At 47.6% G+C, this 22,961-nt stretch carries 27 protein-coding genes; 18 read left to right on the top strand and 9 right to left on the bottom strand.

All coding sequences use genetic code 11. The features are described from left to right. The first annotated feature begins 11 nt into the window (after nt 1-11). From PP175_RS22150 to cbiB, 8 genes are read left to right on the top strand one after another with little or no spacing between them, the layout of a single operon-like run. Nucleotides 12-677: a precorrin-2 dehydrogenase/sirohydrochlorin ferrochelatase family protein gene (locus PP175_RS22150; RefSeq protein WP_272440391.1), complete on the top strand. Its 666-nt coding sequence runs from the start codon at nt 12-14 to the stop codon at nt 675-677. Between the two features lie 28 nt (nt 678-705). Then, a complete protein-coding gene (cobD, locus tag PP175_RS22145) occupies nt 706-1,815 on the top strand; it encodes a threonine-phosphate decarboxylase CobD (protein ID WP_272440390.1) in 1,110 nt (369 codons plus the stop codon). Next, nucleotides 1,812-2,360, top strand: a complete 549-nt coding sequence (gene cobU / locus PP175_RS22140) for a bifunctional adenosylcobinamide kinase/adenosylcobinamide-phosphate guanylyltransferase (RefSeq protein WP_272440389.1) — start codon at nt 1,812-1,814, stop codon at nt 2,358-2,360. The genes cobD and cobU overlap by 4 nt, the downstream gene beginning before the upstream one ends. Next, nucleotides 2,357-3,097 (top strand): adenosylcobinamide-GDP ribazoletransferase, encoded by a 741-nt coding sequence (cobS, locus tag PP175_RS22135; protein WP_272440388.1) that lies wholly within the window; start codon nt 2,357-2,359, stop codon nt 3,095-3,097. Before cobU ends, cobS begins: the two co-directional genes overlap by 4 nt. Continuing rightward, a complete protein-coding gene (locus tag PP175_RS22130) occupies nt 3,043-3,684 on the top strand; it encodes a histidine phosphatase family protein (protein WP_272440387.1) in 642 nt (213 codons plus the stop codon). The genes cobS and PP175_RS22130 overlap by 55 nt, the downstream gene beginning before the upstream one ends. A gap of 30 nt (nt 3,685-3,714) precedes the next feature. Further along, nucleotides 3,715-4,656 carry a GHMP family kinase ATP-binding protein gene (locus tag PP175_RS22125; RefSeq protein ID WP_272440386.1) on the top strand — a complete coding sequence of 314 codons (942 nt, stop codon included), beginning with the start codon at nt 3,715-3,717 and terminating at the stop codon, nt 4,654-4,656. Continuing rightward, nucleotides 4,583-5,299 carry an adenosylcobinamide amidohydrolase gene (locus PP175_RS22120; RefSeq protein WP_272440385.1) on the top strand — a complete coding sequence of 239 codons (717 nt, stop codon included), beginning with the start codon at nt 4,583-4,585 and terminating at the stop codon, nt 5,297-5,299. The genes PP175_RS22125 and PP175_RS22120 overlap by 74 nt, the downstream gene beginning before the upstream one ends. Continuing rightward, on the top strand, nt 5,296-6,252 hold the full coding sequence (cbiB, locus tag PP175_RS22115) for an adenosylcobinamide-phosphate synthase CbiB (RefSeq protein WP_272440384.1): 957 nt from the start codon (nt 5,296-5,298) through the stop codon (nt 6,250-6,252). Before PP175_RS22120 ends, cbiB begins: the two co-directional genes overlap by 4 nt. A gap of 67 nt (nt 6,253-6,319) precedes the next feature. Here cbiB and PP175_RS22110 read toward each other — a convergent pair whose 3' ends face one another. Continuing rightward, on the bottom strand, nt 6,320-6,655 hold the full coding sequence (locus tag PP175_RS22110; protein WP_272440383.1) for a hypothetical protein: 336 nt from the start codon (nt 6,653-6,655) through the stop codon (nt 6,320-6,322). Nucleotides 6,656-6,818: 163 nt separating this feature from the next. On the opposite strand from PP175_RS22110, the gene PP175_RS22105 reads away from it, so the two are divergent. Together PP175_RS22105 and PP175_RS22100 are read left to right on the top strand one after the other, a co-directional pair. Next, a complete protein-coding gene (locus tag PP175_RS22105; RefSeq protein WP_272440382.1) occupies nt 6,819-7,544 on the top strand; it encodes a DUF4230 domain-containing protein in 726 nt (241 codons plus the stop codon). Nucleotides 7,545-7,774: 230 nt separating this feature from the next. Next, nucleotides 7,775-9,019 carry a Zn-dependent hydrolase gene (locus PP175_RS22100; protein WP_272440381.1) on the top strand — a complete coding sequence of 415 codons (1,245 nt, stop codon included), beginning with the start codon at nt 7,775-7,777 and terminating at the stop codon, nt 9,017-9,019. Nucleotides 9,020-9,125: 106 nt separating this feature from the next. On the opposite strand, the gene PP175_RS22095 is transcribed toward PP175_RS22100, so the two are convergent. From PP175_RS22095 to cls, 4 genes are all read right to left on the bottom strand, one after another. Continuing rightward, nucleotides 9,126-10,655 (bottom strand): NCS1 family nucleobase:cation symporter-1, encoded by a 1,530-nt coding sequence (locus PP175_RS22095; protein WP_272440380.1) that lies wholly within the window; start codon nt 10,653-10,655, stop codon nt 9,126-9,128. 24 nt (nt 10,656-10,679) lie between these two features. Beyond that, the gene (hydA, locus tag PP175_RS22090) at nt 10,680-12,125 is read right to left on the bottom strand and encodes a dihydropyrimidinase (protein WP_272440379.1); all 1,446 of its coding nucleotides are present in this window, start codon (nt 12,123-12,125) and stop codon (nt 10,680-10,682) included. A 13-nt stretch (nt 12,126-12,138) separates the two neighbouring features. Continuing rightward, nucleotides 12,139-13,401 (bottom strand): NAD-dependent dihydropyrimidine dehydrogenase subunit PreA, encoded by a 1,263-nt coding sequence (gene preA, locus PP175_RS22085; protein WP_272440378.1) that lies wholly within the window; start codon nt 13,399-13,401, stop codon nt 12,139-12,141. Nucleotides 13,402-13,619: 218 nt separating this feature from the next. Further along, entirely contained in the window at nt 13,620-15,155 is a 1,536-nt protein-coding gene (gene cls, locus PP175_RS22080; RefSeq protein WP_272440377.1) for a cardiolipin synthase, read from the bottom strand. A gap of 173 nt (nt 15,156-15,328) precedes the next feature. Here cls and PP175_RS22075 point away from each other — a divergent pair, with 173 nt between their 5' ends. The 6 genes from PP175_RS22075 (at nt 15,329) to PP175_RS22050 (ending at nt 19,809) form a co-directional block, all read left to right on the top strand. Beyond that, a complete protein-coding gene (locus PP175_RS22075; protein ID WP_272440376.1) occupies nt 15,329-15,988 on the top strand; it encodes a YigZ family protein in 660 nt (219 codons plus the stop codon). 112 nt (nt 15,989-16,100) lie between these two features. Further along, entirely contained in the window at nt 16,101-16,370 is a 270-nt protein-coding gene (locus PP175_RS22070) for a YciI family protein (RefSeq protein WP_272440375.1), read from the top strand. Nucleotides 16,371-16,402: 32 nt separating this feature from the next. After that, complete coding sequence (locus PP175_RS22065; protein ID WP_272440374.1) at nt 16,403-17,341, top strand: 4-hydroxy-3-methylbut-2-enyl diphosphate reductase; 939 nt, start codon at nt 16,403-16,405, stop codon at nt 17,339-17,341. Nucleotides 17,342-17,923: 582 nt separating this feature from the next. Beyond that, nucleotides 17,924-19,096: an MFS transporter gene (locus PP175_RS22060; RefSeq protein ID WP_272440373.1), complete on the top strand. Its 1,173-nt coding sequence runs from the start codon at nt 17,924-17,926 to the stop codon at nt 19,094-19,096. An 82-nt stretch (nt 19,097-19,178) separates the two neighbouring features. Then, nucleotides 19,179-19,379: a hypothetical protein gene (locus tag PP175_RS22055; RefSeq protein ID WP_272440372.1), complete on the top strand. Its 201-nt coding sequence runs from the start codon at nt 19,179-19,181 to the stop codon at nt 19,377-19,379. A 73-nt stretch (nt 19,380-19,452) separates the two neighbouring features. Beyond that, nucleotides 19,453-19,809 (top strand): hypothetical protein, encoded by a 357-nt coding sequence (locus tag PP175_RS22050; protein ID WP_272440371.1) that lies wholly within the window; start codon nt 19,453-19,455, stop codon nt 19,807-19,809. A 65-nt stretch (nt 19,810-19,874) separates the two neighbouring features. Here the strand turns inward: PP175_RS22050 and PP175_RS22045 are convergent, their stop codons facing one another. From PP175_RS22045 to PP175_RS22035, 3 genes are read right to left on the bottom strand one after another with little or no spacing between them, the layout of a single operon-like run. Continuing rightward, nucleotides 19,875-20,249 carry a cupredoxin domain-containing protein gene (locus tag PP175_RS22045; protein ID WP_272440370.1) on the bottom strand — a complete coding sequence of 125 codons (375 nt, stop codon included), beginning with the start codon at nt 20,247-20,249 and terminating at the stop codon, nt 19,875-19,877. Between the two features lie 2 nt (nt 20,250-20,251). Beyond that, nucleotides 20,252-20,890 carry a hypothetical protein gene (locus tag PP175_RS22040; protein WP_272440369.1) on the bottom strand — a complete coding sequence of 213 codons (639 nt, stop codon included), beginning with the start codon at nt 20,888-20,890 and terminating at the stop codon, nt 20,252-20,254. Continuing rightward, nucleotides 20,887-21,534: a SpoIID/LytB domain-containing protein gene (locus PP175_RS22035; RefSeq protein WP_272440368.1), complete on the bottom strand. Its 648-nt coding sequence runs from the start codon at nt 21,532-21,534 to the stop codon at nt 20,887-20,889. Before PP175_RS22035 ends, PP175_RS22040 begins: the two co-directional genes overlap by 4 nt. A 121-nt stretch (nt 21,535-21,655) precedes the next feature. On the opposite strand from PP175_RS22035, the gene PP175_RS22030 reads away from it, so the two are divergent. Then, complete coding sequence (locus PP175_RS22030; protein ID WP_272440367.1) at nt 21,656-22,198, top strand: GNAT family N-acetyltransferase; 543 nt, start codon at nt 21,656-21,658, stop codon at nt 22,196-22,198. Here PP175_RS22030 and PP175_RS22025 read toward each other — a convergent pair. Then, on the bottom strand, nt 22,172-22,534 hold the full coding sequence (locus PP175_RS22025; protein ID WP_272440366.1) for a DUF1811 family protein: 363 nt from the start codon (nt 22,532-22,534) through the stop codon (nt 22,172-22,174). The genes PP175_RS22030 and PP175_RS22025 overlap by 27 nt on opposite strands. A 120-nt stretch (nt 22,535-22,654) precedes the next feature. Here PP175_RS22025 and PP175_RS22020 point away from each other — a divergent pair, with 120 nt between their 5' ends. After that, nucleotides 22,655-22,951 carry a DUF2573 family protein gene (locus PP175_RS22020; protein WP_272440365.1) on the top strand — a complete coding sequence of 99 codons (297 nt, stop codon included), beginning with the start codon at nt 22,655-22,657 and terminating at the stop codon, nt 22,949-22,951. Nucleotides 22,952-22,961 lie beyond the last annotated feature (10 nt).

The raw sequence follows: 22,961 nt of genomic DNA, 5'->3' as shown, positions 1-22,961 counted from the left end.
GTATGGACTAGATGAAGGAAAACAACGGCACATCGAATACCGGCGCATTTTATCCTATCCTGCTTGCTGTTGATCAGACAAAATGCGTCATCATCGGCGGAGGAGAGGTTGGTTCCAGAAAGGCTGCCGCTCTCGTAGAAGCGGGGGCTTGCCATGTTGTTGTTATAAGCCCGCAAGGAACCCAGAAGCTTCATATAATGGCTCGGAATGGGAGCTTGCAATGGAAGCAAAAAAAGTTTTCAGCTGATGATTTGATTGGGGCGGCTCTCGTTTTCGCTGCTGCGGATGACCCCAAGGTAAATATGGAGGTATACTGCGCTCTTTCACCGGGGCAGTGGATTAATATGGCGGACAGGCCGGATTTAAGCACGTTCACAGTACCGGCACATTTTAGGCGTGGAAAGTTGACAATCGCGGTATCGACAGGCGGGGCCAGCCCCGGCCTTGCCCGCAAGATTAAACAAACGCTTGAGCGCCAGTTTGGCGATGAGTTTGAACGCTACATTGCCTTTCTTGAAGAATGCCGGGCAGACGTACTTGCACGGGTCGGCAATCCCGGGGTGCGCCGCCGGATTTTCCAGCGGCTGCTCGATGAACGCTTTTTGGATTCTTTTCGTGCGGGTGATGAAGATAAAATAGAAGCTATGCTCAGAAGAATTTTGGACGAAGAAACATAGCAGAAGAGGAACTGGGGACTGATTGCTTATGAGAATTGAACAATATGGGCATGGCGGAGACCGGATAACCGCTGCGGAGGCTTTTAATAGAAGGGAAGACGAGTTTCTGGATTTCAGCGCCAACATTAACCCGCTCGGTCCGCCGCCCCATGTGCTAGCGCGAATTCAACATCACATTTCATCTATCATTCATTATCCCGACCCGGCCCACCGCTTGTTTAAACAACGGCTCGCGGATAGACTGCAAGTAGACGAATCCAGTCTGCTAGTTGGCAATGGGGCGGCTGAGTGCATGGCCTTGGCGCTTCTCGCATTCCAGCCTAAGAAGGTCGGCGTGATGGATCCATGTTTTTCGGAATACCGCAGTCTGGCAGAACAGTTTGGTGCGCAGGTGGAAAGCGTTCAGGGCCTGCCAGAGGAAGGATTTCTCCCTGAGCTTGAGCAAGTACATCCGTTGTTCTCCAGATGTGATCTGATTTTTGTGGGCCATCCTAATAATCCAACAGGGATGATGTACACCCTGGAAAGCCTGCAAACGATGGCGAGATGGGCAGAGGCATCACATACCTGGCTCGTTATTGACGAGGCATTTATTGATTTCTTGCCGGAAGCGCAACAACTAACGCTGCTTCATTCGCTGGATGTCTATACAAAGGTGATCCTGATTCGGTCCTTGACAAAATTTTATGCGATACCTGGCCTGCGCCTTGGCTTTTCGGCCGCGCACCCGGAGGCGATCCGCCGCATGAAGGGTGTACAGGTAACGTGGAGCGTGAACAGTCTGGCCCTGGCGGCTGGAGAGGCATGCCTTCAGGAGACTGACTATCACCAAAACACTCGTGAGCTTATCGCAACAGAACGCGACTACCTGTCCGGTAACATTCAAGAAGAGCTTGGCTGGAAGGTGTGGCCCGGCAAAGCAAATTTTCTGCTGGTGCGCCTTCCGGATGGCCTGACTGCAGAAGAGCTGCAACTTCGGCTGGGCCTGCAGGGGATTTTGATTCGAAACTGCAGCATGTACCGGGGGCTGACCGCCCATGATTTCCGGATCGCTGTCAGGAACCGGGAAGATAATGAAAAGCTCCTGCATGCTTTCATACAAACGGTGAACGAGCGGGCAGAGGGGGAAGCAGAATGAAGCTTATTGTGGTCACCGGCGGTGTGAGATCCGGCAAAAGCCTGTTCGCCGAACAACTGGCCGCCAGCAGTTCTGCACCTGTTCTTTATGTAGCAACCGGAGTGGTTACCGATAAAGAAATGGCCCACCGCATTGAGCGGCACCGTCTCCGAAGGCCTGATGAATGGGGAACGCTTGAAACTCCGGATAGCCTTGGGACGGTGCAAGTGTTCAGCAGCTATCACACCGTTCTGATAGACTGTCTGAGCACATGGATAACGAATCGGCTTGTGGACACCCCGGAAGCGCAAATTCGGAATGCTCAGGTTACACAAAGCATTCTGACTGATTTAAGGGAATGGCTGGAGGCTATGAAGAAGTATTCAGGCACGGTTATCCTTGTTACGAGTGAAACGGGCCTGGGAGGTATCGCCATGTCCCGCCTGGGGCGCTGGTTTCAGGACGTTCTCGGCGAAGCAAACCAGCTGCTGGCCGGACAAGCCAATGAAGTGTATGCGGTCCTCTCAGGGATTCCGTTAAAAATTAAAGGGGACCATGCTGTATGAATGCGTTCTTTCACGCGCTTGCGTTTCTCACCCGCATTCCGGTTCCGCATCTCTCGCAGTCAGCTCATCATTGGCAGAAGAGCGTTATTTTTTATCCGCTTGTTGGCGCTTTAATGGGCGGGCTGCTCTGCCTTTGCGGAATGGCCGCGTGCTTTCTTTTTCCCCGCGCTGTAGCTGCTGTCCTCATTCTCGTATGCTGGGTGTTCCTTACTGGAGGGCTCCATCTGGATGGGTGGATGGATCTGGCTGACGGAATCGGAAGCAGCCGTCCCAGGGAGAAGATTTTTGAGATTATGAAAGATAGCCGTGTAGGGGCCATGGGTGTTATCGCGGCTGTTCTCCTGCTGCTGGTAAAGGCAGCCGCATTGTATGAAATAATGGGCGAACAGCACTTAAGCTGGCTGATTGTTCCTCCGCTAATGGGGCGACTCGAACTCCTTATTGCGATCCGGTTCTGGCCTTACATAACAGAGAAGGGTCTAGGAACCGGGCTGCGGATGGGCTTAAGCAGATCGGCGTTGCTTGTCAATTTACTACTGGCCGCATGTGTGCTTTATGCGCTTAACGGGGCAGCAGGGCTCGTTGTATACGTGATGGCACTCGGTTTCACTGTTCTATTTATTCGGATGATTGTAAAAAAACTTGGCGGTTTAACCGGGGATTGCTATGGTGCCGTCGTAGAATGGACGGAAGCGCTATCGCTTCTGCTGATTGTGGCGGCAGGGAGGTGGATGTAATGAAGTGGATATGGGTCAGGCACGGGCAAACCGATATGAACGCGTCAGGAAAATATCTTGGGCATTACGATGCTTTTCTTAATCAAGAAGGGAGCAGGCAGGCCGAAGCCGCCGCGCAGCAGTTAGCAACGGTACACTTCCAGCACTTCTACTGCAGCGATTTAACGCGCTGCACCCAAACGGCGGCTATCGTTGGCGCCGCCCACGGCAAATCTGCTTCCCCTGTGCCCGCGCTGCGGGAACTTCACTTCGGGGAATGGGAGGGCAGGACGTATGATGAAGTATTGGAAATGGATGCGGAGAGGCTCAAGCAGTGGTATGCCCGGCCGCATCTGATCAGCCCGCCAGGAGGGGAGATGCTGCGCCATTTGCAACAACGGGTCGATGGTTGGTTGAATTGGCTGAAATGTGGCATGAAGCAGGATGAAACTGCGGTGCTTGTCAGCCACGGCGGCCCTATTCGCTGGTTTGAAGCCAAATGGCTGGAGGGTGATGCCGCGGCCTTCTGGAAAGTGGAAGGCGTGCGCCATGGCCGAATTCTTGCAGCAGAATGGGACGGGCATACATGGAGGGCAGAGCGTTTGTGAGAGGTTATGAGGATGAAAGGGGTGAGTGAGATGAAAGTAGGAGAGGGGCGTGCCTGCTATACATTTGGCGAATTGCTTCAGGGCCAGATTTGGGGATACCCCATGCTGGTATCTTTGCCTGTCGAGAGTTATGCGCATGCCGTCTTTTATCCGAGCTCATCTGCAGAGTTGCTCACTCCGGCCACTAAAGTAAAAGTGCGTCAGGCCGTCAATCAACTGATGCGGGACTATAAAATGGATTCGGGCGGAGTGTTCTTTATCGAATCCCCACTGCCTGAAGGTAAAGGTTTCGCGACGAGTACAGCCGATATGATAGCGGCCTGCCGCGCGGTGGCCAGCGTACATAACTTACGAATCTCTCCGCACTACCTTTCTTCTTTAATTGCGGAGATTGAGCCGACAGATGGAACGATGTACGAGGAAGTGGTAGCGTACAGGCATAGGCAGGGCAGACTGCTTGCCCGCCTCGGCCACCTTCCGCCCATGAAGGTAATTGGAATAGATCGGGGCGGCCATGTTGATACCCTTATATATAATGATCAAATGGTGGCCTACACGCAGGCAGAAGAACAAGTGTGCAGCCACCTATTGAAGCAACTGCAGAAGTCCATCGCTCTAGGGGATTGCCGGGGAATTGGAGCGGTTGCAACGCAGAGCGCGATCATGCATGAGCCCCGCTTATCCAACCCGTTCCTCCCAGCTTTGCTAGAACTTATGGAGGAGACAGGTGCGGCAGGCGTCGTCACCGCTCACAGTGGGACGGTTTCAGGGCTGTTGCTGGATGCAAGTTCTCCGTTTTGCGAAACACAGGCTAGCTACATTGTGAAGATAATGGCTGAATGGGGCTGTCAACTTTATAGCTTTGACACCATCAGCCGCACAGAAAGGGGAGTGGAAAATGACACAGCCGTTTCGGACGGGCAGCCTGTATATGCCTCGCATCTGGCCAGGCTTGTCGATTACACACGCTGACAGCCATTTGCTTATCCGCTCAGACCGCGCTCTGCAAACGGTCAGCAGTGCTTTATGGAATGGAGGTTCTGCCAGCGCAACCCACTTTGTTAATTGGCGGGTGCCGCTCACCTACCGCAGCGATGATCCGGTTGATATGGTGGGCAAGCAACTTGATAAATGGGGATACCCGGTGGATAAGACCATAGGGCTGGCAACAGCCGCTAAACTGGAACTTGGTTCGGTTATCGAAGAGATTGGTGATGAATTCGACATGGTGTGTCTGGCGACAGCCGGTACAGGAAACAGCTCACGGGCAGGGACCAGACGAAAGACATTCTCCGCTTACCAATGCTGTACGATCAATGTGTTTATTTTCATAGAAGGCAGCCTTTCTCCAGCGGCTATGATCAATGGGATTATTACAGCAACCGAAGCGAAGGCAGCCGCTCTGCAGGACTTAGCAATCCACGAAGAGAGCGGTGCGATTGCGACAGGCACAACGACCGATTCTGCGGTGCTGGCAGTAAGTCAAAATCCACAGCGCCCGGTCCATCCGTTCGCCGGGCCTGCGACAACGGTTGGCAATGCCATTGGCCGGCTTGTTTACGGGGCGGTATATGAAGCGGTTTCCGGCCAGTTCCAGAGAGAGGAGTCCATATGATACACGCATACCTCCTGCTGGCCGCTTATATCATAGACCTGATTGTAGGCGATCCACGGTTTATCCCCCATCCGGTTATTGTGATAGGCAGGGGGATTACATCTGTAGAGAAGATCATTCGCCGGCTGGCAGGAGAGCAGATGTTCAGGCTCGCCGGGGTCCTATTTCCGCTGATTTTTGTCGGGGGCAGTTATGTATTGACCGCTGTGCTGCTGAAAGTGCTGGCGGCCATTCACCCGTGGCTTGGATGGGCTGCGCAAGCCTGGCTTATCTCGACAACCATCGCCATCAAAGGGTTGGCCCAAGCTGGCATGGTAATTTATAGACACTTAACGAAAGGAAACCTTGAAAAGGCGCGCCGTTCATTGTCGATGGTGGTTGGCCGCGATACAGACTCGCTGGATGAAACAGAGGTGGTGCGAGGAGCGGTGGAGACGGTGGCTGAGAATATTGTGGATGCCATTATTTCACCTCTATTTTATGCGGCGATCGGCGGGGCTCCACTTGCCATGGCTTACCGCGCGGCGAATACGCTTGATTCGATGGTTGGCTATAAAAACGAACGGTACCGCCATCTGGGGTGGGCTTCAGCCAGATTTGATGACCTCGTCAATTACATACCGGCCCGGCTTTCAGCGGTTATTCTGGTGATCGTTGCTTGTTTATTGAAGCTTGACTGGCGGAGAAGCTGGAAGATTATCAAGCGTGACGCGAGGCTGCACCCAAGCCCGAACAGCGGTTTTACAGAGGCCGGTGTTGCAGGGGCGCTTGGCATCCAACTTGGAGGCCTTAATTACTATCAGGGAGTGGCTTCCAAACGGGCCAAAATGGGAGACAGGCTCCGTCTTATGAAGGCAGATGACATAAAAAAAACTGTCGCTATTATGCATGGTGTGGGCGGGGTTTTTTTGTTGATTTGTCTGGTATGTGCGATTTTCTTTTATCGTTTGTAGGCTGGCTGCATGCTGCCAGGCCGGACACTATGGTGCATACGCAAGATGGCTAGGCCTGCCACCTCTCTTATCTTCCTAGAATATCGTTGCGGTGTTGGTAAGCCCTCTCAAACAATTCAATCGATGAAAAGACGATGTCCCTGTAATCCGCGTACAGTTTTTCCACCATCCTCAGCTTTTCCGTGTCGTCTGCCTGTTTGATGTGGTTGAGACGCTCACGATCTTCTTCAGACAGGTTTTCTTTGGCTTCCATTTTATCTGTGAAAAAGATTTCATTCATATGCGTTATAAAGAAATTAAGCATATATTTCTTTGTTATTTCATGGGCATACTGCTCAGAATGCCCCTTGTCTCTCCTGTTGCAATATACGCCCAGCAAGTCGGCTTCATCGTCTCTATACATACCGTCACTCCTTCCTCCGTTTACCTTTCCTTCAATTATCGTTTAAAAAAGAAAATTTTTAAATATCCGATCACGAAAAGTGGAGCGACTTTCCTGTACCGAGTGCGTCAAATATTGGTAAGAGTAAAACTTTATGAAGTGCAGGTTCAGGAGGAGAGACAGGTTGGATAATAAACAAAAGATCCGCTATGCGCGGGAAGATGATAAGAAGACATCAGGCGCCGTCATTTACCGCTTGCCTTATGATCAAGTAGAACAGAAAAAAATCCGAGCTTTGCTTCCCGGAAAGAAAACAATAAAGAAAATTCGCAAGGGCGTTATTATGGCGGTTATCGCTATCTTGCTAATGGCAGGCGGCGGTATAGCGGGCAAGTTGCTTCCTGTTTCCTCACCCGTAGACAGCCAGACGATTATTCAACAAGTCAGGCAGTTATCTTACCTTACGACAGCTGAAGCCGTTATGACGACTACATTAGAGGAAGAGCAAGATTACACGTGGAATAACTTGAAAATTCCGGGGACAAATCGTTTCTACCATATGGATGTACCCGCCAAAATTCTTGCTGGCGTTGATTTATCCAAACTTAAGCCCGGCGATATCAGTATTGACCAGGACAGCAAGCAGATTACGATTGTGCTGCCGCACGCCCAATTTCTCCAGGAACCAAACATAGACATAAGCAAAGTCAAAATAATTACACAGCAGGGGATATTCAGCAAGCGGTTTACACCTAACGAAGAAAAACGTTTTCTTACAGAAGCGAGGGATAAGCTGCGCCAGGAAGCAGCGGCCAACGGAATTCTTCCATCTGCCGAAGACAGAGCTGTAAAAGTGCTTCAGCAGATCTATAAACCGCTGAATTACTCTGTAAACGTGGCTTTTAAATAATGATACTGAGGCTGCAGACGCACATTACAGCGACTGGCCTTTACTTTTACCTCGATGTTCAGTACTTGAACCATCGGGGTTTTTCTTTTGCATATAAGTATGAGAGATAAACTTACACACTAGCGGTATGAATTTATTTATTGTGTAACAATTAATTTTACTAAATCGAATAGGTATAGAATATTGCCACTTCTAATTATTTGAATATCATCGGAAAAGGAGTGTTTAACGTGAAACAACAAAAATTGTTGATTAATGGAGAGCGGTTAAAGAACGAGCTTGAACGATTTGCAAACTTTGGCCGTACAGAAAACAATGGCGTAACAAGGTTATCGTTATCAGAGGAAGATCGTTTAGCTAGAGATTATTTTTGCTCTTGTTGTGAAGAATTAGGTATGTCCATCAAGATAGACGACATGGGGTGTATTTATGCCACCCTTGAAGGCGTGGAAAATAAAAATCCTATCGTTATCGGTTCACATCTGGACACGGTAAAAAAAGGCGGCCGATTTGATGGCGTATTAGGAGTAGTAGCTGGTTTAGAAGTGGTCAGAGTGCTGGTAGAAAATAATATTCAAACCCAGACACCGATCACGATCGTTAATTTCACAAATGAAGAGGGGGCAAGATTTGAACCTTCTATGATGGCCTCTGGTGTGCTCTCAGGGAAATTCAAGAAATCTGAAATGCTGAAAAAAATGGATTCAGGTGGGATTACATTTGAGCAAGCTTTAAACCAGAGTGGGTATGCAGGTGATAGAGACAACCGCCTTACAGATGCTTCAGCGTTTTTAGAATTACATATTGAACAAGGTCCGATTCTTGAAAAGGAGTCTACTTCCATTGGCATTGTTGAATGCGTACTTGGCATGGTGTGTTATGAGATAGAAATTACAGGAGAATCCGATCATGCAGGGACAACTCCTATGGATATGAGAAAAGATGCCCTTTTTACGGCAAATAACTTAATAACTGAAATTCGGAAAAGATTGAGTGGCCTTGATAGTGAATTGGTGTACACCATTGGAAGAGTAAGCGTTCTTCCCAATATACACACCGTTATACCCAATCAAGTGAATTTTTCGCTAGAAGCAAGACATAAGAATCCAGACACAATCAGGTTGGTTGAGGAAATCATACAAGGGCTCCCTCAATCAGAAATGAAAGAAGGCTGCGAGGTCAAGACGACAAAACTATGGGATCGGGAGACCGTTTGGTTCAACGAAGAAATTTATCATTTGTTACAACAATCGGCGGAGTCATTAGGCTATTCGTATAAAAGAATGGTTAGCGGTGCAGGACACGACGCCCAGTTTATCGCAAGCTTTATACCGTCTGCGATGGTTTTTGTTCCAAGCATGAACGGAAAAAGCCATTGTGAAGAAGAGTTTACACATTGGAGGGATTGTGAAAAAGGCGTAAATGTACTATTAGAAGCGGTTCTTACGATGTTAGGTAACGAAAGGCAAGTTTAAGTTTAACTCCATAGCAAAAAAGAACAGTCAGGCAGAGCTCATTATCTGCCTGGCTGTTTTTCTGGGACTAAATCGGTCTATCAATCTCCCGATTTTCACACCACAACTATCTTACAAGTTCGATGTCAGCCTGTTTTGTTGTGTTGGTTAAATGAGGTGGAGCTTCCATAATGGTAATCTTCTCGTATTCACCCTGACTTAGAACACTTTTGTCGTCTTTCATTAGATAGGTGTAGGCAACAATCGCCGCGAATAAGCCAATTGTCCAAGCGTTATCCCATAAAAAATGAAGGCCGGGAATAAATACACCAAGTAGAGGGATGGCTACCCCGATCAAAAGCGCATAAACGCCATGTTTGTTAAACCCAGTCGTGTAATTGTAGCGGCCGTTTGGTTCATATAATTCTTTGAGGCTCATTTGTTTCCGGCGAACAAGCCAGTAGTCTGCAATAGCAATGCCATCAATGGGACCAAGTAATGCTCCATATGTTCCAAGCCATCCGAAAATATAGTTTCCAAAGTTGGACATGATGTACCACGGCTGCATCAAGATGGCGAATACCCCGGTGATCAGAGCGCCGATACCAAATGTAATGCGTTTTGGGTATAAGTTCTCGATCGCGCGGGCAGGCGCTACAATGTTAGCCCCCACGTTAATCGTTAAAGAGGATATGACAATCACGATGGTCCCCAAAAATATAACGAACGGTGGAAACTTAGCCAGCAATTGCACTGGATCCCAGATCGCCTGGCCGAAAACGACTACAGTTGCGGATGTAACGGCGATACCAATGAAAGAAAAGATACTCATGGTGAGGGGAAGGGAAAAGCTTTGCGCAATCATTTGTGATTTCTGGTTTTTGGCGTAACGACAGAAGTCGGGTATATTCAAGGCAAGTGTAGCCCAGAAAGCGATAACCCCTGTAAGCGCCGGAAAAAATACTTTTAAAAACTCAGCCGTGGTTTTAAATTTTGATGGTGTTGATAGAATAGGTCCCAAACCTCCCGAGTGGGTATATGCCCAAACGAAGAGTATGATGGAGGAAATACCTACTACAGGGGCGGCAATGAGGCCTAAAATTCTAATTGCCTCGGGGCCTTTATAGGCAACGCCGACATTTAGCGCCCAAAAAAAAGCAAAGACAATGGCCGTATGGCCGGAGAAGTTGCCCCAAATAGGGAATGAGGCTGTTAATAAAGTATCGATGGCACCCGTTCCAATCCACGTATTAATGCCGAACCATCCGGCAGCCACAATCGCACGGGCTAAAGCCGGAATATGCGCGCCTTTGGCTCCGAACCAGAGTCGTGCAAAAACAGGATACGGGATTCCGAATTTTGTTCCGGCATGTGAATTTAATAAAATCGGCACGAGGACAATGGCATTGCCGAGAAAAATGGTCAGAATAGCTTGCCACCAGTTCATTCCTAAAGAAATCATACCGCTGGCCATCGTGTAGGCCGGGATGCATAGACACATCCCGATCCACAAAGTAGCGAAGTTTAACCCTTTCCATGAATGTTCTGTAAGGGTTGTAGGCCGCAAATCATCATTCCACAATTCACTGCCACTCAATCTTGCCGTCACTTCTTGCGTTAACGTTACGATACCATTTTGTTCGATCTGTGTTTTCATAAAGCAGCCCCCTTTTCTGGCGCACTAAATCATTTGCAGTCCGGTGTATGTACCGGGAAGATGAACTGGACCTGTTGCTGGCGTGTTCCCATACATCGAATACTTGTGACGCTTTACGTACTTTCCATGTCCTTCTTTGCCAACAAATGTTTTGTTTCGAATAATACAGGTACCGCGTGAGAGAACGGTAATGACTTCTCCCTGGACTTCCATTCCCTCAAATGGATTGTAATCGACATTCATATGGTGGGTTTGTGCAGAAATCGTTCGCGTTACAGATGGATCAAACAGAACAAGATCGGCGTCTGATCCTATAGCAATGGTGCCTTTTTGCGGAAATAATCCAAATATTTTTGCTGCTTTTGTAGAGGTCATATCTACGAATTGGTTCAGGCTTAATCGCCCGGCTGCAACTCCTTCCGAGTACATGATGGACAGGCGATCTTCAATCAGCGGTCCACCGTTAGGGATTTTCGCAAAATTTCCTCTTCCCAGCTCTTTTTGGCCATTGAAATTGAAGGAACACATATCTGAACCAACTGTTTGTAAAATGCCGCTTTTTAACCCGTTCCATAGTACATCCTGGTTCCGCTTTTCCCGTAGAGGTGGTGACCAGACATATTTTGCACCTTCAAAATCCGGCTTTTGCAATGCTGTCTGGTCCAGTACAAGGTATTGTTGGCACGTTTCACCGTATACATCAATCCCTTTTTTTCGAGCTTCAGCAATCTTATCAACAGCTTCCGCGCATGATACGTGAACGACATAAAGCGGCGCACCTGCCAGAGCGGCTAATTCGATGGCTCTTCCTGTTGCTTCCCCTTCTGCTGCAGTTGGGCGGGTTAGGGCATGATAAATGGGCTCCGTTTTCTCTTCTTCCAATGCCTTGTTGACCAGGTAGTCAATCATATCTCCGTTCTCTGCATGTACTTGTACGATTGCGCCCAATTCTTTAGCGCGGACAAGTGTTTTGAACAGCGTTTCATCATCTGCTTGAAAAACGTTTTTGTAAGCCATGAAAACTTTAAAAGAGGAAATGCCCTGTTCCACTATGTCTGCAAGTTCAGCTAATACCTGCTCATTAATCTCTGAGATCATCATGTGGAAACCGTAATCGATCAATGCTTTGCCTTCTGCTTTTTTCCTCCAGATCTCGAGGGCATCATGGAGAGACTGTCCTTTGCTTGAAAGACAGAAATCGATGATTGACGTTGTTCCCCCGAACGCGGCTGCTTTCGTTCCTGTTACAAAATCATCTGCCGTTACTGTACCGCCAAATGGCATATCGAGATGGGTGTGCGGATCGATGCCACCGGGGAAAACGTATTGTCCTGATGCATCAATAATTTCAGCATCCGGGTCAGTCAAATGTTGGCCAATCGCGACAATTTTTTCCCCTTCAATTGCGATATCGGCGTTATAGATATCTGCAGCTGTTACAATGGTACCGCCTCGAATAATGGTTTTCATGATTATCCCTCCATTAATTAGTAGATAACAGTGCCTGTCTTTCATTCCAGGTAAGCGGTTTTTGATCAGTCGTTACTTCTACCATTTCAAGTGCCCCATCGACTGGGCATACGAGAGCGCACAGATTGCATCCTACACAGGTGTCTTCGTTAACGACTAGGGTGTCTTTCTTCTTTCCTTCTTTTTTAATCTTTAGAATACTCTGGTGGGAAGCGTGGTCACAGGAGACATAGCATTTATCGCAAAGGATACATTTATCTTCATTGATTTTTGCAACCACTTTGTAATGCAAGTTTAGATCTCCCCAGCTTCCATAACGTGGAACGGAACGGCCTACGATATCCATAACAGACGCGGTGCCTTTTTCATCTAAATAGTTATTCAGCCCTTTAATCATTTTTTGTACAATGCCAAAGCCATGGTGCATGACCGCTGTGCATACTTGAACACCGGTGGCTCCCATGAGAAGAAACTCCACCGCATCTTTCCAGTTGGAAATGCCCCCAATTCCGGAAATCGGAATTCCCACAAGAGGATCGCTCGCACATTCTGCCAGCATCCCTAAAGCAATTGGTTTGACGGCTGGGCCGCAGTAACCGCCATGTGTGCCTTTTCCGTTCACAGAAGGGATGGTTTCCCCCGTGTCAATATTCACACCCATTAAACTATTAATCGTGTTGATGAGGCTTATGGAATCGGCACCACCTTCACGTGCTGCCCGGGCCGTGTACCGAATGTCTGTGATGTTGGGCGTTAGTTTAACGATAACAGGGGTTTGCGCTACCTCTTTAACCCATTCCGTTTGCTGACGGACTAATTCAGGCTGTTGCCCGCTTGCGGCCCCCATGCCGCGCTCAGCCATCCCGTGCGGGCATCCAAAGTTTAACTCTAGGCCATCAACTCCGGCTGCCTCTACTTTCTTTACGATTTCGTGCCATTTGTCGCGAGTGGGCTCGACCATTAAAGAAGCGACAATGGCGTGATTGGGAAACATCCTTTTTGTTTGTTCAATCTCTTGTAAATTTATCTCTAGAGGCCGGTCGGTGATCAACTCTATGTTGTTGAGTCCTGCCATTTTGCGTCCCATATAGTTGAGAGCGGCAAAACGAGAGGAAACATTCATAATAGGTTCCCCTAGTGTCTTCCAAACAGCGCCGCCCCAGCCAGCATCAAACGCTTTTTGTACTTGATATCCAGAATTGGTAGGCGGAGCGGAAGCCAACCAGAAAGGATTCGGCGCAACAATTCCACCCAGATTAATTTGCAAATTTGCCATAATCTCACCATCCTAGTTTTTTAATAAGTTACTTTCCCTCCAATTATTCACGCTTTAATAACCTTTTGATGTATTGCGTACGATCAGAATAAAACAAAAACAATACAGCAAGACACTGTATTGTCAAATTATCTTACCTATAATTTTTTAAAAAAGGTAAATCACCGTTTTAAGTTCGAAACTCATCAAAGTAGAACATGATTGGCAAGTTTCTCAAATTAAAGAAGCGGTGAAAGGAGACGGGCGACAGATTCAAACAGCCGGTGATACCAGGGGCGGCTATGGAAATCTTCCAGCGTCAGCTCTTTGCTGTCCCTTAGGTCGAGGAGGAAGTCTTCCTCTAATTTATAAACAGAAAGTGTATTATAGAGAATAGCGTTTACTTCAAAGTTATGCTGGAAACTGCGAATATCCATGTTGGCGGTTCCAATAGAAGCAACCGTACCATCCACAAGCAGAATTTTTGCATGAATAAAGCCTGGCTGGTACATAAAGAAGCGGACGCCTGCCTCCAGTAGCTCCTGAATGTAGGAACGAGAAGCCCAGAAAACGGTATAATGGTCTGGACGGCTCGGCAGTAGAATGCGAACATCAAGGCCACTGAGCGCTGCAGTTTTTAGTGCCATGCTTATCGAATCATCCGGAATAAAATAGGGCGACGTAATATAGATCTTGTCCTGGGCTGTGGCGATAATGGAGAAGTACATCTGCCAGATGGATTCCCAGTCTGAATCTGGCCCGCTGGAGGCGATTTGAATCAGTTCTTTCCCGGCTTCCTCCTTAAATTCGGGAAAATATTGTTCCCCCTTAATGGTTTCATCTGTAACAAAGAACCAGTCCTTCAAAAAAATATTCTGCAGAAGATAAACCGATTCCCCTTCAATCCGAATATGGGAATCACGCCAGAAACCAAACCGGGTGTCTTTGCCCAAATATTCATCCCCAATATTCAAACCGCCCACAAATCCGATTTTCCCATCTATTACAATGATCTTGCGATGGTTTCGGTAGTTCACCTTATTGTTGAGAAACGGAAGGATAACAGGGAAGAAGCTTACCACTTCCACTCCCGCTTCCTCCAGCTCGGCTATATAGCGGTTATCAAGCGATATGCTGCCTACCCAGTCATAAATAACACGCACTTTTAGACCTTCCCGCGCTTTATCGATGAGAACCTGTTTGAACTGCTGTCCGGTTGCATCGTGGCGTATCGTATAGAATTGAAAATGAATATGATTTTTTGCTTCGGATAAGTCCTGAATCATCTGCCGGAATGTTTCGCTGCCGTTCGTAAGTACTTCGGATTTGTTATTGAGCGTGAATGGTGATTGGGAGACGTTAACCATCAGTTTCATTAACCTGCGTTTAGACGTAAGATCCGGATACTTCCACAGTTCATTCTCTTCCCAGAGAACCGTCTGCTGTTTTCCCAGATTCCGCAGCACTTCTGTATTATTAATGTATTTATTGCTAAATAGCTTGCGCTTGCGTACATTTCGCCCAACCAGCAAATAAAAAATAAAGCCTACAATAGGCTGGAAGTTAAGAATGAACAGCCAGGCAACCGTGCGTGATGGATTCCGGTTCTCAAGCACGATCAGGATGGCAAGTAAAAATACGCATACGGAAAAGACGAAAGTAAGATAAGGTTTAATCGCCCGCCATATAATGGCTGCTTCTTGTGTGTTTTGCTGGATAGAGTCCGGCATATGAGTCGGGAAAGATAAAAAAGCCGTCCATAAAATCTCGCTCATTGCACACCAACTTTACATGTTATCATGGTTATATTATATCCTTTTATAGCAGGAGAGGCGCTATTTTTTTCGAACCGTATAGATAAATTCCCCTATCCTACTGCCACTGAAACGCTAAAAATGTACCAGTAACAGCTTCGTCTAATGAAATATGCACAGAAAGGAAGTCCTATATGCTTCAGCGTTATCTAACTGTACGGCCCAGCGGGGAAGCCGAAATTGAAATCAACCGTTCCCGTTTTATCAGTTCTGTAAAACGTGTTGAATCACCTGAAGAAGCGATCAATTTTATTCAAGAAATAAAAAAGAAATATTGGGATGCTACCCATAATTGTTCCGCTTATATATGCGGGGGCAATGACCAATTTCAGAAAATGGATGATGACGGGGAGCCAAGCGGCACAGCGGGAAAGCCGATTCTTGAGGTCATCAAGCGCAACTCTGTCAAGGATACAGCTATTGTTGTTACCCGTTATTTCGGCGGCATTAAGCTGGGGGCGGGTGGCCTTATCCGCGCTTACGGCAAATCGGCCAGTGCAGGGCTTCGCTCAGCCGGTATCGTTGAACGCATTTTAACCCGCCAGCATCACTTTTCTTTTGATTATACATTCCTTGGCAAAATCGAAAATGAACTCAACGCGGCCGATGTTCAGATAATCGGCATTGAATATACGGATAAAGTAACCGTAACCGTTGGGGAAGAAGAAGGGAAAGAAGCCTGCCTGATTGAGCTTATTAACAATCTTACAAGCGGTCAGGCCACCTATGAGCCCGGGGATCTCGCATATATTGAGAAGCTTAAGAATGGCATTAACGAGGAGGAAGAGGAATAAAAAATTTTTGCAATCCTATGACTAATTTTGTGAAAAGGGGTATGCTTACCTGGGAGCCCTTTGTGCTTGCAAAAAATCATCTCAATCGGATAAAGTAAGGAGAGGTTGCAAAATGAAATTTGTTGCATTGTTGACTATTGTGGATCAGGAGAAAAACAAAGAAGTCAGACCGGCGCATCTTGATTATATTAATGGCCTTTTTAAAGAAGGCAAGGTTACGGCGGCCGGTCCGTTCACAGATGGAAAAGGCGGAATGGTTATTTATGAAGCGGATAGTTATGAGGCGGCCTTACAACTGGCGCAGAACGATCCGGTAGTAGTAGAGCAGGCTCGTACGCTTGAACTGCGAGAATGGAGCGCTCTTTCCTTTCCGCTCGATTGAATTAATATACTTACCAGAGTGGGGGTACAAGCATGGAAGTAATCAAAATATCGCCCCGCGGTTATTGCTATGGAGTAGTGGACGCTATGGTGCTCGCTCAGCAGACGGCCAGAAACTTTGACTTTCCGCGGCCGATCTATATACTCGGCATGATTGTGCATAACAGCCATGTAGTCAAAGCGTTCGAAGATGAAGGGATTATTACCCTTGATGGTGCAGATCGCATGGAGATCCTTGAAAAGGTTGACAAGGGAACGGTTATCTTCACCGCGCATGGTGTTTCTCCCGATGTGAAAAGGCGGGCAAGGGAAAAAGGTCTCACAGTAGTCGATGCCACCTGTCCGGATGTGACGAAGACACACGATCTAATCCGGGAGAAAACGGCGGAAGGCTATCAGGTAATATATATCGGCAAGAAAGGGCATCCCGAACCGGAAGGAGCCCTCGGCGTTGCTCCCGAATCCGTTCACCTCATCGAGCGTGAAGAGGAAGTGGATGCACTCGACATTGCCACAGACAAGATTATCGTGACAAACCAGACAACGATGAGCCAGTGGGACATTAAACACATAATGAACGCGGTTATTAAAAAGTACCCGCATGCCGAAATTCATAATGAAATCTGTATGGCAACCCAGGTTCGCCAGGAAGCGGTCGCGGAGCAGGCGGGCCAGGCAGACCTGCTTATTGTTGTGGGTGATCCGCGAAGCAATAATTCCAACCGGCTAGCTCAGGTTGCACAAGAAATTGCAGGCGTCCCAGCCCATCGCATAGCCGATGTAACGGAACTGGATATCGAATGGCTGAAAGGGAAGAAGAAAGTAGCCGTTACATCCGGCGCTTCCACCCCTACCCCTATTACAAAAGAGGTTATCCGGTATCTGGAACAGTTCGATGAGGCTGATCTTGACACATGGGCTATTGTAAGAACCGTTAACCCTAAAAAAATTCTGCCTGTATACAAAGGGTAGGTATAAAGTGGGCAAGCCTTACACAAGGTTTGCCCACTCTTTCGTTGTCATAGAAAGTAGATTTCGCTTTAAAATATGAAGTGATTTTCTGCTGGCACCGATAGGTCCCTTTCTCTTTGTTATATGTAAAGTTTATGTGCTTCACAGTGTTGAAGTGCCGTGAACGATTTTTTAAAAGGGACCTCCGGTCCCGAAACACCCAACAAAAACATCGTGAGGCGCATGTCCGCACCTTTCTTTCCCCCAGGCCGAAAGGTGTTTCGATTTTACCTTTCGGCATAAGTGCAACTTAGGTTGCTGCCTGCGCTATAGCTTGGCCGCAACCTAGTTTTCTAATGGAGCGTGTGGAACAGAGGGAGAAAAAGACCGGCAACTGTCTCCATCATTGATATACCCAGATGTTGCACCTAAACGGTATAAGCGCAGCTAAGGCCATCAGCAGCGCTTCGCTCGCAGCTGGCCAAGCTTTGCTAATGCCGGTCCGTCCGTCGTTCCACAAAGCGGCCGTAAAAACTTCCTGAGGGGAAAGGAGAGAGCGGCATGGCCCGCGATGTTTTTCTCAATAGGAGAGGTTGAATAAGCATGAAAAATACACAGGCTGCTGAAGCGATACAAATAAACGGTATGTTTACTTTTATTTATTTTTCTCTCGGTGCTATGTATCCGCTTCTGTCGCATTACCTCCAGAGTATTGGCATGAACGGAACCCACATTGGGCTAATTGTATCCGTGGGGCCTATCATAGCCATTGTAGCCGAGCCGTTCTGGGGAATGATGTGTGATCGCTTCCGAATCCCCAGGCAAATTCTAATGGGGATTCTCGCCATGACGGCTGTTATGTCTGTCATCATTCTCGACGGGAAAACATTTCTTTCCTTCGCTCTTTTATATGCCGTTTTACATTTTTTCCAGAGCGGGGTTGTTCCCATATCAGATGGAATGGCTCTTCGCTATGCTGCGCGGGAGGGGATTGATTTTGGGCGCGTCCGCCAGTGGGGCGCCATCGGTTTTGCCCTTGCCACGCTGATTGTAGGGTTATTAGCTCAGAAGTATTCTTTTCTGGTTATTTTTTATGTGTATGGCCTGGCCCAGTTAATCGCCCTGCTTTTTCTTTATCGCATGGATGTCGCTCAGGCGGGGGAGAAGGTCAATATTTGGAAAGGCCTTCTGCATCTTATCCGAATTCCCCGTTATATCTTGTTTTTGCCCAGCGCTTTTTTAATCTTTGGGCCGATAAACGCCCACAACGTTTATTTTGGACTGTTATATGACAAACTTGGCGGGAATATCGCGGGCATTGGCCTGGCTTTTCTCCTTTTTGCCGGCAGTGAAGCGCCCTTTATGAAGTTTTCGGGCTTTTTTATTAGAAGGCTTGGGCTGGAGCGTACGATTTTGCTGGCCGGCCTCATTTCATCGGTTCGCTGGTTTTGGTATGGCACAAGCCCAACGCCTGCGGCGGTACTGGCGCTGTTCTTTGTCCAGGGGCTCTCGGTCGGTTTGTACCTGGCTTCAGCCACCCAGTTTGTGAAGGAGAATACACCCGATTCGCTGCGCGTTACCGCCATTGCCATCTACACTTCGATGGGGCTGGGTCTCGGCTCGATGGCGAGTAACCTAATTGGCGGGATGATCCTTGACAAATGGGGGATCTTTGCAACCTACAAATTCTTCGGCCTGTTAACTGCGGTAGGGCTGATTCCGCTGTTTTATGTGTATATAATTGGCCGAAAACAGCAGGGAACTGTATTGCTATAATTTTCGAAAAACTGCTTGCTGTTCTATTACAGGCTGTGTTATACTACAAACAAGAAAAAATACGGCCTGGAGGGATTGTGTTATGAAACAGTATGTAGGGAATCAATATCGCATTTCACGAGAAATGAAAGCATTCCGTGTAGAGGAAGCGGATCGCCTGTTTTTTGCCTGCCGGTATGAAGGGTCGAATGAAGGCTTCGTTATCGAGAGAGATGTGTTTCACCGCCAAATGAATCGCGGCCGCATTGTGCCATCTATGAACGCTGATTCCGTAACCATTTAGGTAAAGGCGGAGCACCATCTGTTCACACCTTTTTTTCTCTGGCATATCCTGTGGAAAAAAGGGATGGTGGCGGATGGGAACAAGAAGTATGGGCAGTTGGCGCCAGGACCCCTGCAGACAGGTGCATACGGGGCATGTAGCCGTGCCGGAAGATTTTATTGCTATACAGCATTATGTTGACCGGGGAGGAAATCCCTGGAGACACGATCCTGTGCAAACAGCAAGAATAGTGGGAATGGCGCACCTCGGATTTACAGCTGACTACGTCTTTCGGTTTCGTCAGTATTATCGCGACTATGATTCCGGGCTTATGCACGCACTCGTTGATGCTACTAACGGGCCCTGTTTGTTTTTAGTGGAGCTTTATCAGCCTGTTAAACAAGGACGGGATGGAATCTGGGCGGTACTGAGTGTTACGGATTTAAGGTGATCGCTTAAGCATTGCAATAGGAAAAAAAGCACGGTACATAAAGTACGGTGCTTTTTCTCTGCCAACTAATTAACAATCAATTCACCCTTATATCCGGGTTCGGGGAATCCTGGAGTATCGGATATAATGGGAAAGGTTCCTTTTTTCACAGCCTTGAATTCCATGGTCGTCACTTCACCGGGCTTCAGGTCACGTGAAAAAATATAGTAATCCCGAATGATAAAATTATGTGTTTTGGAATCGATATTATGAACGGAGAGCGACACGGTGCCGCCTTGCCGGTAAACCAGTTTATTTGGGCTAAACCCTGCAGCTGTTATCGCAATTGCCTGCGGGGTGCTGGCATGCGTCTGCACGCGCTGAGCATGTTCCCGGCTGTATACGAAAAAAGCGGCATTTAGCACCAGGAGCATAACGGGCAGGATTAATTTTTTCTTCATACTTATCTGGCAGGGCTTTCCGGACCTGCTCCTGGTTGGGTTTTGCTGCGGAACTGTTCAGCAAGGTTAATCGTAAACAGGCGGTGTGTTGGATAGAAGTATACATACGGTTCAATGCGGCGGGACTGCGGATCAATCCGAATCATATACATATCGACAGTTGTCAGTATCCGTTCATTCATGCGAACGTTGAAATAGATGGTGTCCCTGTATCCGTTTTTATAGGAGAGAAGCGTGAGTTGCCCGTGCAGCCTGGCCAGCGTTTCGGTATAGCGCGGATCACGAATAACGGGTGCTGGAAAAGCCGGCGTGCGGCCGTTTGCATCTGTTTTTACCCGGTATCCATTCTCGCCCAGTACAACCTCGGTATTAGGGAGCGGAGCTCGTGTGTGAAAATCAAGAACACGTACCTGAAGCATCGCCCACTTGTCCCATTTCTTTGCCCCGGGAATATCAGGGCCTGGCTTAACCTCAGGCAAATAATTCAGTGCGCTGTTGCCCTGGCGCTTCTGAACCTCGTATTTATATTCCGGAAGCGGTGCTTTTTCAGCGTTTGCTGGTTTGGTGAATCCCTCAAAGCAAATCAGGAAAAGGCAGATGGTTAATAACACAAACCAAATTTTTTTTGTTTTCGGTATCATGGAATTCTCACCAGCTTTCGTCCTTCGTAGTAGAATTGAAGAATCTGCAGCATATTTTGGCCACGCTTATCGGCCAGGTACTGGGAACCGTTCTGGGACATTTTCTGAGCATTGCGGTACTGGTAATTCGGGTCATTCGGATATCCGGCGCGGTAGTTAAGCTCGATGATTTCATCGTTGGCCTTTACATACGCCAAATTTTCCACATCATCGAATGCTGCGTTTGTGCGGGGCATATCCGTACCCTCCCGGAATACCTGGAAGTTTACCGTGTTGTCCACATCAAATCTCTGGTTTTCCAGCGTAATCGGGTTCAGATGGTGGTACCAGGCAAACATTTTGATTGCAATGGCTCCTGCTTTAAGAGCTTCCGGTTCCCACGATGGCAGCCACTCATTTGGCAGTACATTACGCAGATACGTCTCTGTGGGGACCTCCTCCACGTACAGGATTCTTCCGCGCGGATTGGGCTCTCCCCCTGGCCTGCTTTCACGGATGGCGACACGGATGGAGCCGGGAAAAGGAGTTTCCCCAACCTTCGCTGTCTGCTGAGCCTGAGCTTTAGGAGCGGTTGTTAAAAAAACCTGAACAAGCAGCAGTCCGGTCAGCAGTACCGTTGCTAAAGTAATCATAGAAAAACGCATGAACTTTCCTCCTTTAATCCATTTGTAGCGCATGTCTACAGGGATAGTATGAGGAATATGCCAGAAATTGTTTCGTGTAAAAATTGGAAAATTGTTAAAGACAAATGAGGAGGGGTAGAAATTGCGGATTGAGATAAATGAGCACACGTTCATTCAGGATATTGAGGAAGAAGATGCTAATGAAATTTTTGCCGTGATTGATAGGGATCGGCAATACCTGCGAACTTTTCTCGGCTGGGTGGACTTCAACCAGAGCGTGGAGGATATAAAAGAATTCATTGAAATAGGCAAAAGAATGGAGAGGCTAAATAGTGGGGGAAACTATCTTATCCGCTATAATGGGAAGTTTGCTGGCATTGTCAGTTTGAATCAGATTAACTGGACAAACCATTATACAAGCATAGGGTATTGGCTGGCGAGCCATGCGCAGGGAAAAGGCATCATGACTGAATGTGTTAGGCAATTGATTCGGTACACGTTTGACGATTTGGGATTGAACCGGGCGGAGATACGCTGTTCAACGGCCAACCACCGGAGTGAGGCGATTGCAATCCGCCTCGGCTTTAAATGGGAAGGCAGAATACGAGAGGCTGAGTGGCTTTATGACCATTATGTGGACCACCAGGTGTATGGTTTGCTAAAAAGAGATTGGGTTCTTACCTAGAACAGCAGCCCTCGCTTGAGCAGGATGGGTAATCTCTTCAAGCCGTCCAATGGGAAAAGCTTTTTCCTCTTCGGATGTACGGAAGTGACCCCAGGCCATTACACCATTTAGATACCGGACGTAGAACGGCTCATCGTAGCCAATTACGCTATATTCCTGGCCGCTGAAATAATCGTCGGGATTAAGAAGATAGGAGCGTGCCATGAAAAACTTGGTTTCCAGGATGGATGCTTCTGATATATAACCGGCCTGGTATTTACGCATACCTTCTGCGCGGAGTTTCTGCATTTCGGATTGTATTTCGTCATGGGTCATTTCGCTGTAGCGTTTCGTCATATTAATACCTTCTTTCCTTTGATAAGCTATGTAGATTATAACATATTCAATTTATATTCAGGTTGATGATAGGCCGCAATAGGTTAATAATATAAGAAACATAAGTATGGAGGTAACTTAATGAACAACGAGGGTAAGGGAATACCGGATTTAGATGGTCTTCTGTACAAATTTACAGAGCTGCTAACCGGGGAGGCGGATGAACAGCGAGTTGAGATGGTTAAAGCTTGGGCCATCTACAGCCATTTGCTAAAAGTGATGCCGCCCGTTGTGAAGCATTGGACAACTGAACATCCGGAGGGAAAACAGGGGATGCGTAGCATATTTGAGCAAATTCAGGAATGGAATCAGGCGAATAAGGTTAAAATCCGCGAGCAGCAGAGCAAGTTTAATGCTGCCCAGGACCAACATAAGTGATCAGAAAAAC

Origin of the sequence: Aneurinibacillus sp. Ricciae_BoGa-3, assembly GCF_028421645.1 — a bacterium.
GTDB lineage: Bacteria > Bacillota > Bacilli > Aneurinibacillales > Aneurinibacillaceae > Aneurinibacillus_B.
This window is presented reverse-complemented; position numbering and strand designations above follow the sequence as displayed.

What these genes read in the sequence shown, in the direction of transcription:
- PP175_RS22150 (WP_272440391.1), top strand. Translation starts at nt 12, where the DNA reads ATGAAGGAAAACAACGGCACATCGAATACCGGCGCATTTTATCCTATC.
- cobD (WP_272440390.1), top strand. Translation starts at nt 706, where the DNA reads ATGAGAATTGAACAATATGGGCATGGCGGAGACCGGATAACCGCTGCG.
- cobU (WP_272440389.1), top strand. Translation starts at nt 1,812, where the DNA reads ATGAAGCTTATTGTGGTCACCGGCGGTGTGAGATCCGGCAAAAGCCTG.
- cobS (WP_272440388.1), top strand. Translation starts at nt 2,357, where the DNA reads ATGAATGCGTTCTTTCACGCGCTTGCGTTTCTCACCCGCATTCCGGTT.
- PP175_RS22130 (WP_272440387.1), top strand. Translation starts at nt 3,043, where the DNA reads ATGGACGGAAGCGCTATCGCTTCTGCTGATTGTGGCGGCAGGGAGGTG.
- PP175_RS22125 (WP_272440386.1), top strand. Translation starts at nt 3,715, where the DNA reads ATGAAAGTAGGAGAGGGGCGTGCCTGCTATACATTTGGCGAATTGCTT.
- PP175_RS22120 (WP_272440385.1), top strand. Translation starts at nt 4,583, where the DNA reads ATGACACAGCCGTTTCGGACGGGCAGCCTGTATATGCCTCGCATCTGG.
- cbiB (WP_272440384.1), top strand. Translation starts at nt 5,296, where the DNA reads ATGATACACGCATACCTCCTGCTGGCCGCTTATATCATAGACCTGATT.
- PP175_RS22110 (WP_272440383.1), bottom strand. Translation starts at nt 6,655, where the DNA reads ATGTATAGAGACGATGAAGCCGACTTGCTGGGCGTATATTGCAACAGG.
- PP175_RS22095 (WP_272440380.1), bottom strand. Translation starts at nt 10,655, where the DNA reads ATGAAAACACAGATCGAACAAAATGGTATCGTAACGTTAACGCAAGAA.
- hydA (WP_272440379.1), bottom strand. Translation starts at nt 12,125, where the DNA reads ATGAAAACCATTATTCGAGGCGGTACCATTGTAACAGCTGCAGATATC.
- preA (WP_272440378.1), bottom strand. Translation starts at nt 13,401, where the DNA reads ATGGCAAATTTGCAAATTAATCTGGGTGGAATTGTTGCGCCGAATCCT.
- cls (WP_272440377.1), bottom strand. Translation starts at nt 15,155, where the DNA reads ATGAGCGAGATTTTATGGACGGCTTTTTTATCTTTCCCGACTCATATG.
- PP175_RS22075 (WP_272440376.1), top strand. Translation starts at nt 15,329, where the DNA reads ATGCTTCAGCGTTATCTAACTGTACGGCCCAGCGGGGAAGCCGAAATT.
- PP175_RS22070 (WP_272440375.1), top strand. Translation starts at nt 16,101, where the DNA reads ATGAAATTTGTTGCATTGTTGACTATTGTGGATCAGGAGAAAAACAAA.
- PP175_RS22065 (WP_272440374.1), top strand. Translation starts at nt 16,403, where the DNA reads ATGGAAGTAATCAAAATATCGCCCCGCGGTTATTGCTATGGAGTAGTG.
- PP175_RS22060 (WP_272440373.1), top strand. Translation starts at nt 17,924, where the DNA reads ATGAAAAATACACAGGCTGCTGAAGCGATACAAATAAACGGTATGTTT.
- PP175_RS22055 (WP_272440372.1), top strand. Translation starts at nt 19,179, where the DNA reads ATGAAACAGTATGTAGGGAATCAATATCGCATTTCACGAGAAATGAAA.
- PP175_RS22050 (WP_272440371.1), top strand. Translation starts at nt 19,453, where the DNA reads ATGGGAACAAGAAGTATGGGCAGTTGGCGCCAGGACCCCTGCAGACAG.
- PP175_RS22045 (WP_272440370.1), bottom strand. Translation starts at nt 20,249, where the DNA reads ATGAAGAAAAAATTAATCCTGCCCGTTATGCTCCTGGTGCTAAATGCC.
- PP175_RS22040 (WP_272440369.1), bottom strand. Translation starts at nt 20,890, where the DNA reads ATGATACCGAAAACAAAAAAAATTTGGTTTGTGTTATTAACCATCTGC.
- PP175_RS22035 (WP_272440368.1), bottom strand. Translation starts at nt 21,534, where the DNA reads ATGCGTTTTTCTATGATTACTTTAGCAACGGTACTGCTGACCGGACTG.
- PP175_RS22025 (WP_272440366.1), bottom strand. Translation starts at nt 22,534, where the DNA reads ATGACGAAACGCTACAGCGAAATGACCCATGACGAAATACAATCCGAA.
- PP175_RS22020 (WP_272440365.1), top strand. Translation starts at nt 22,655, where the DNA reads ATGAACAACGAGGGTAAGGGAATACCGGATTTAGATGGTCTTCTGTAC.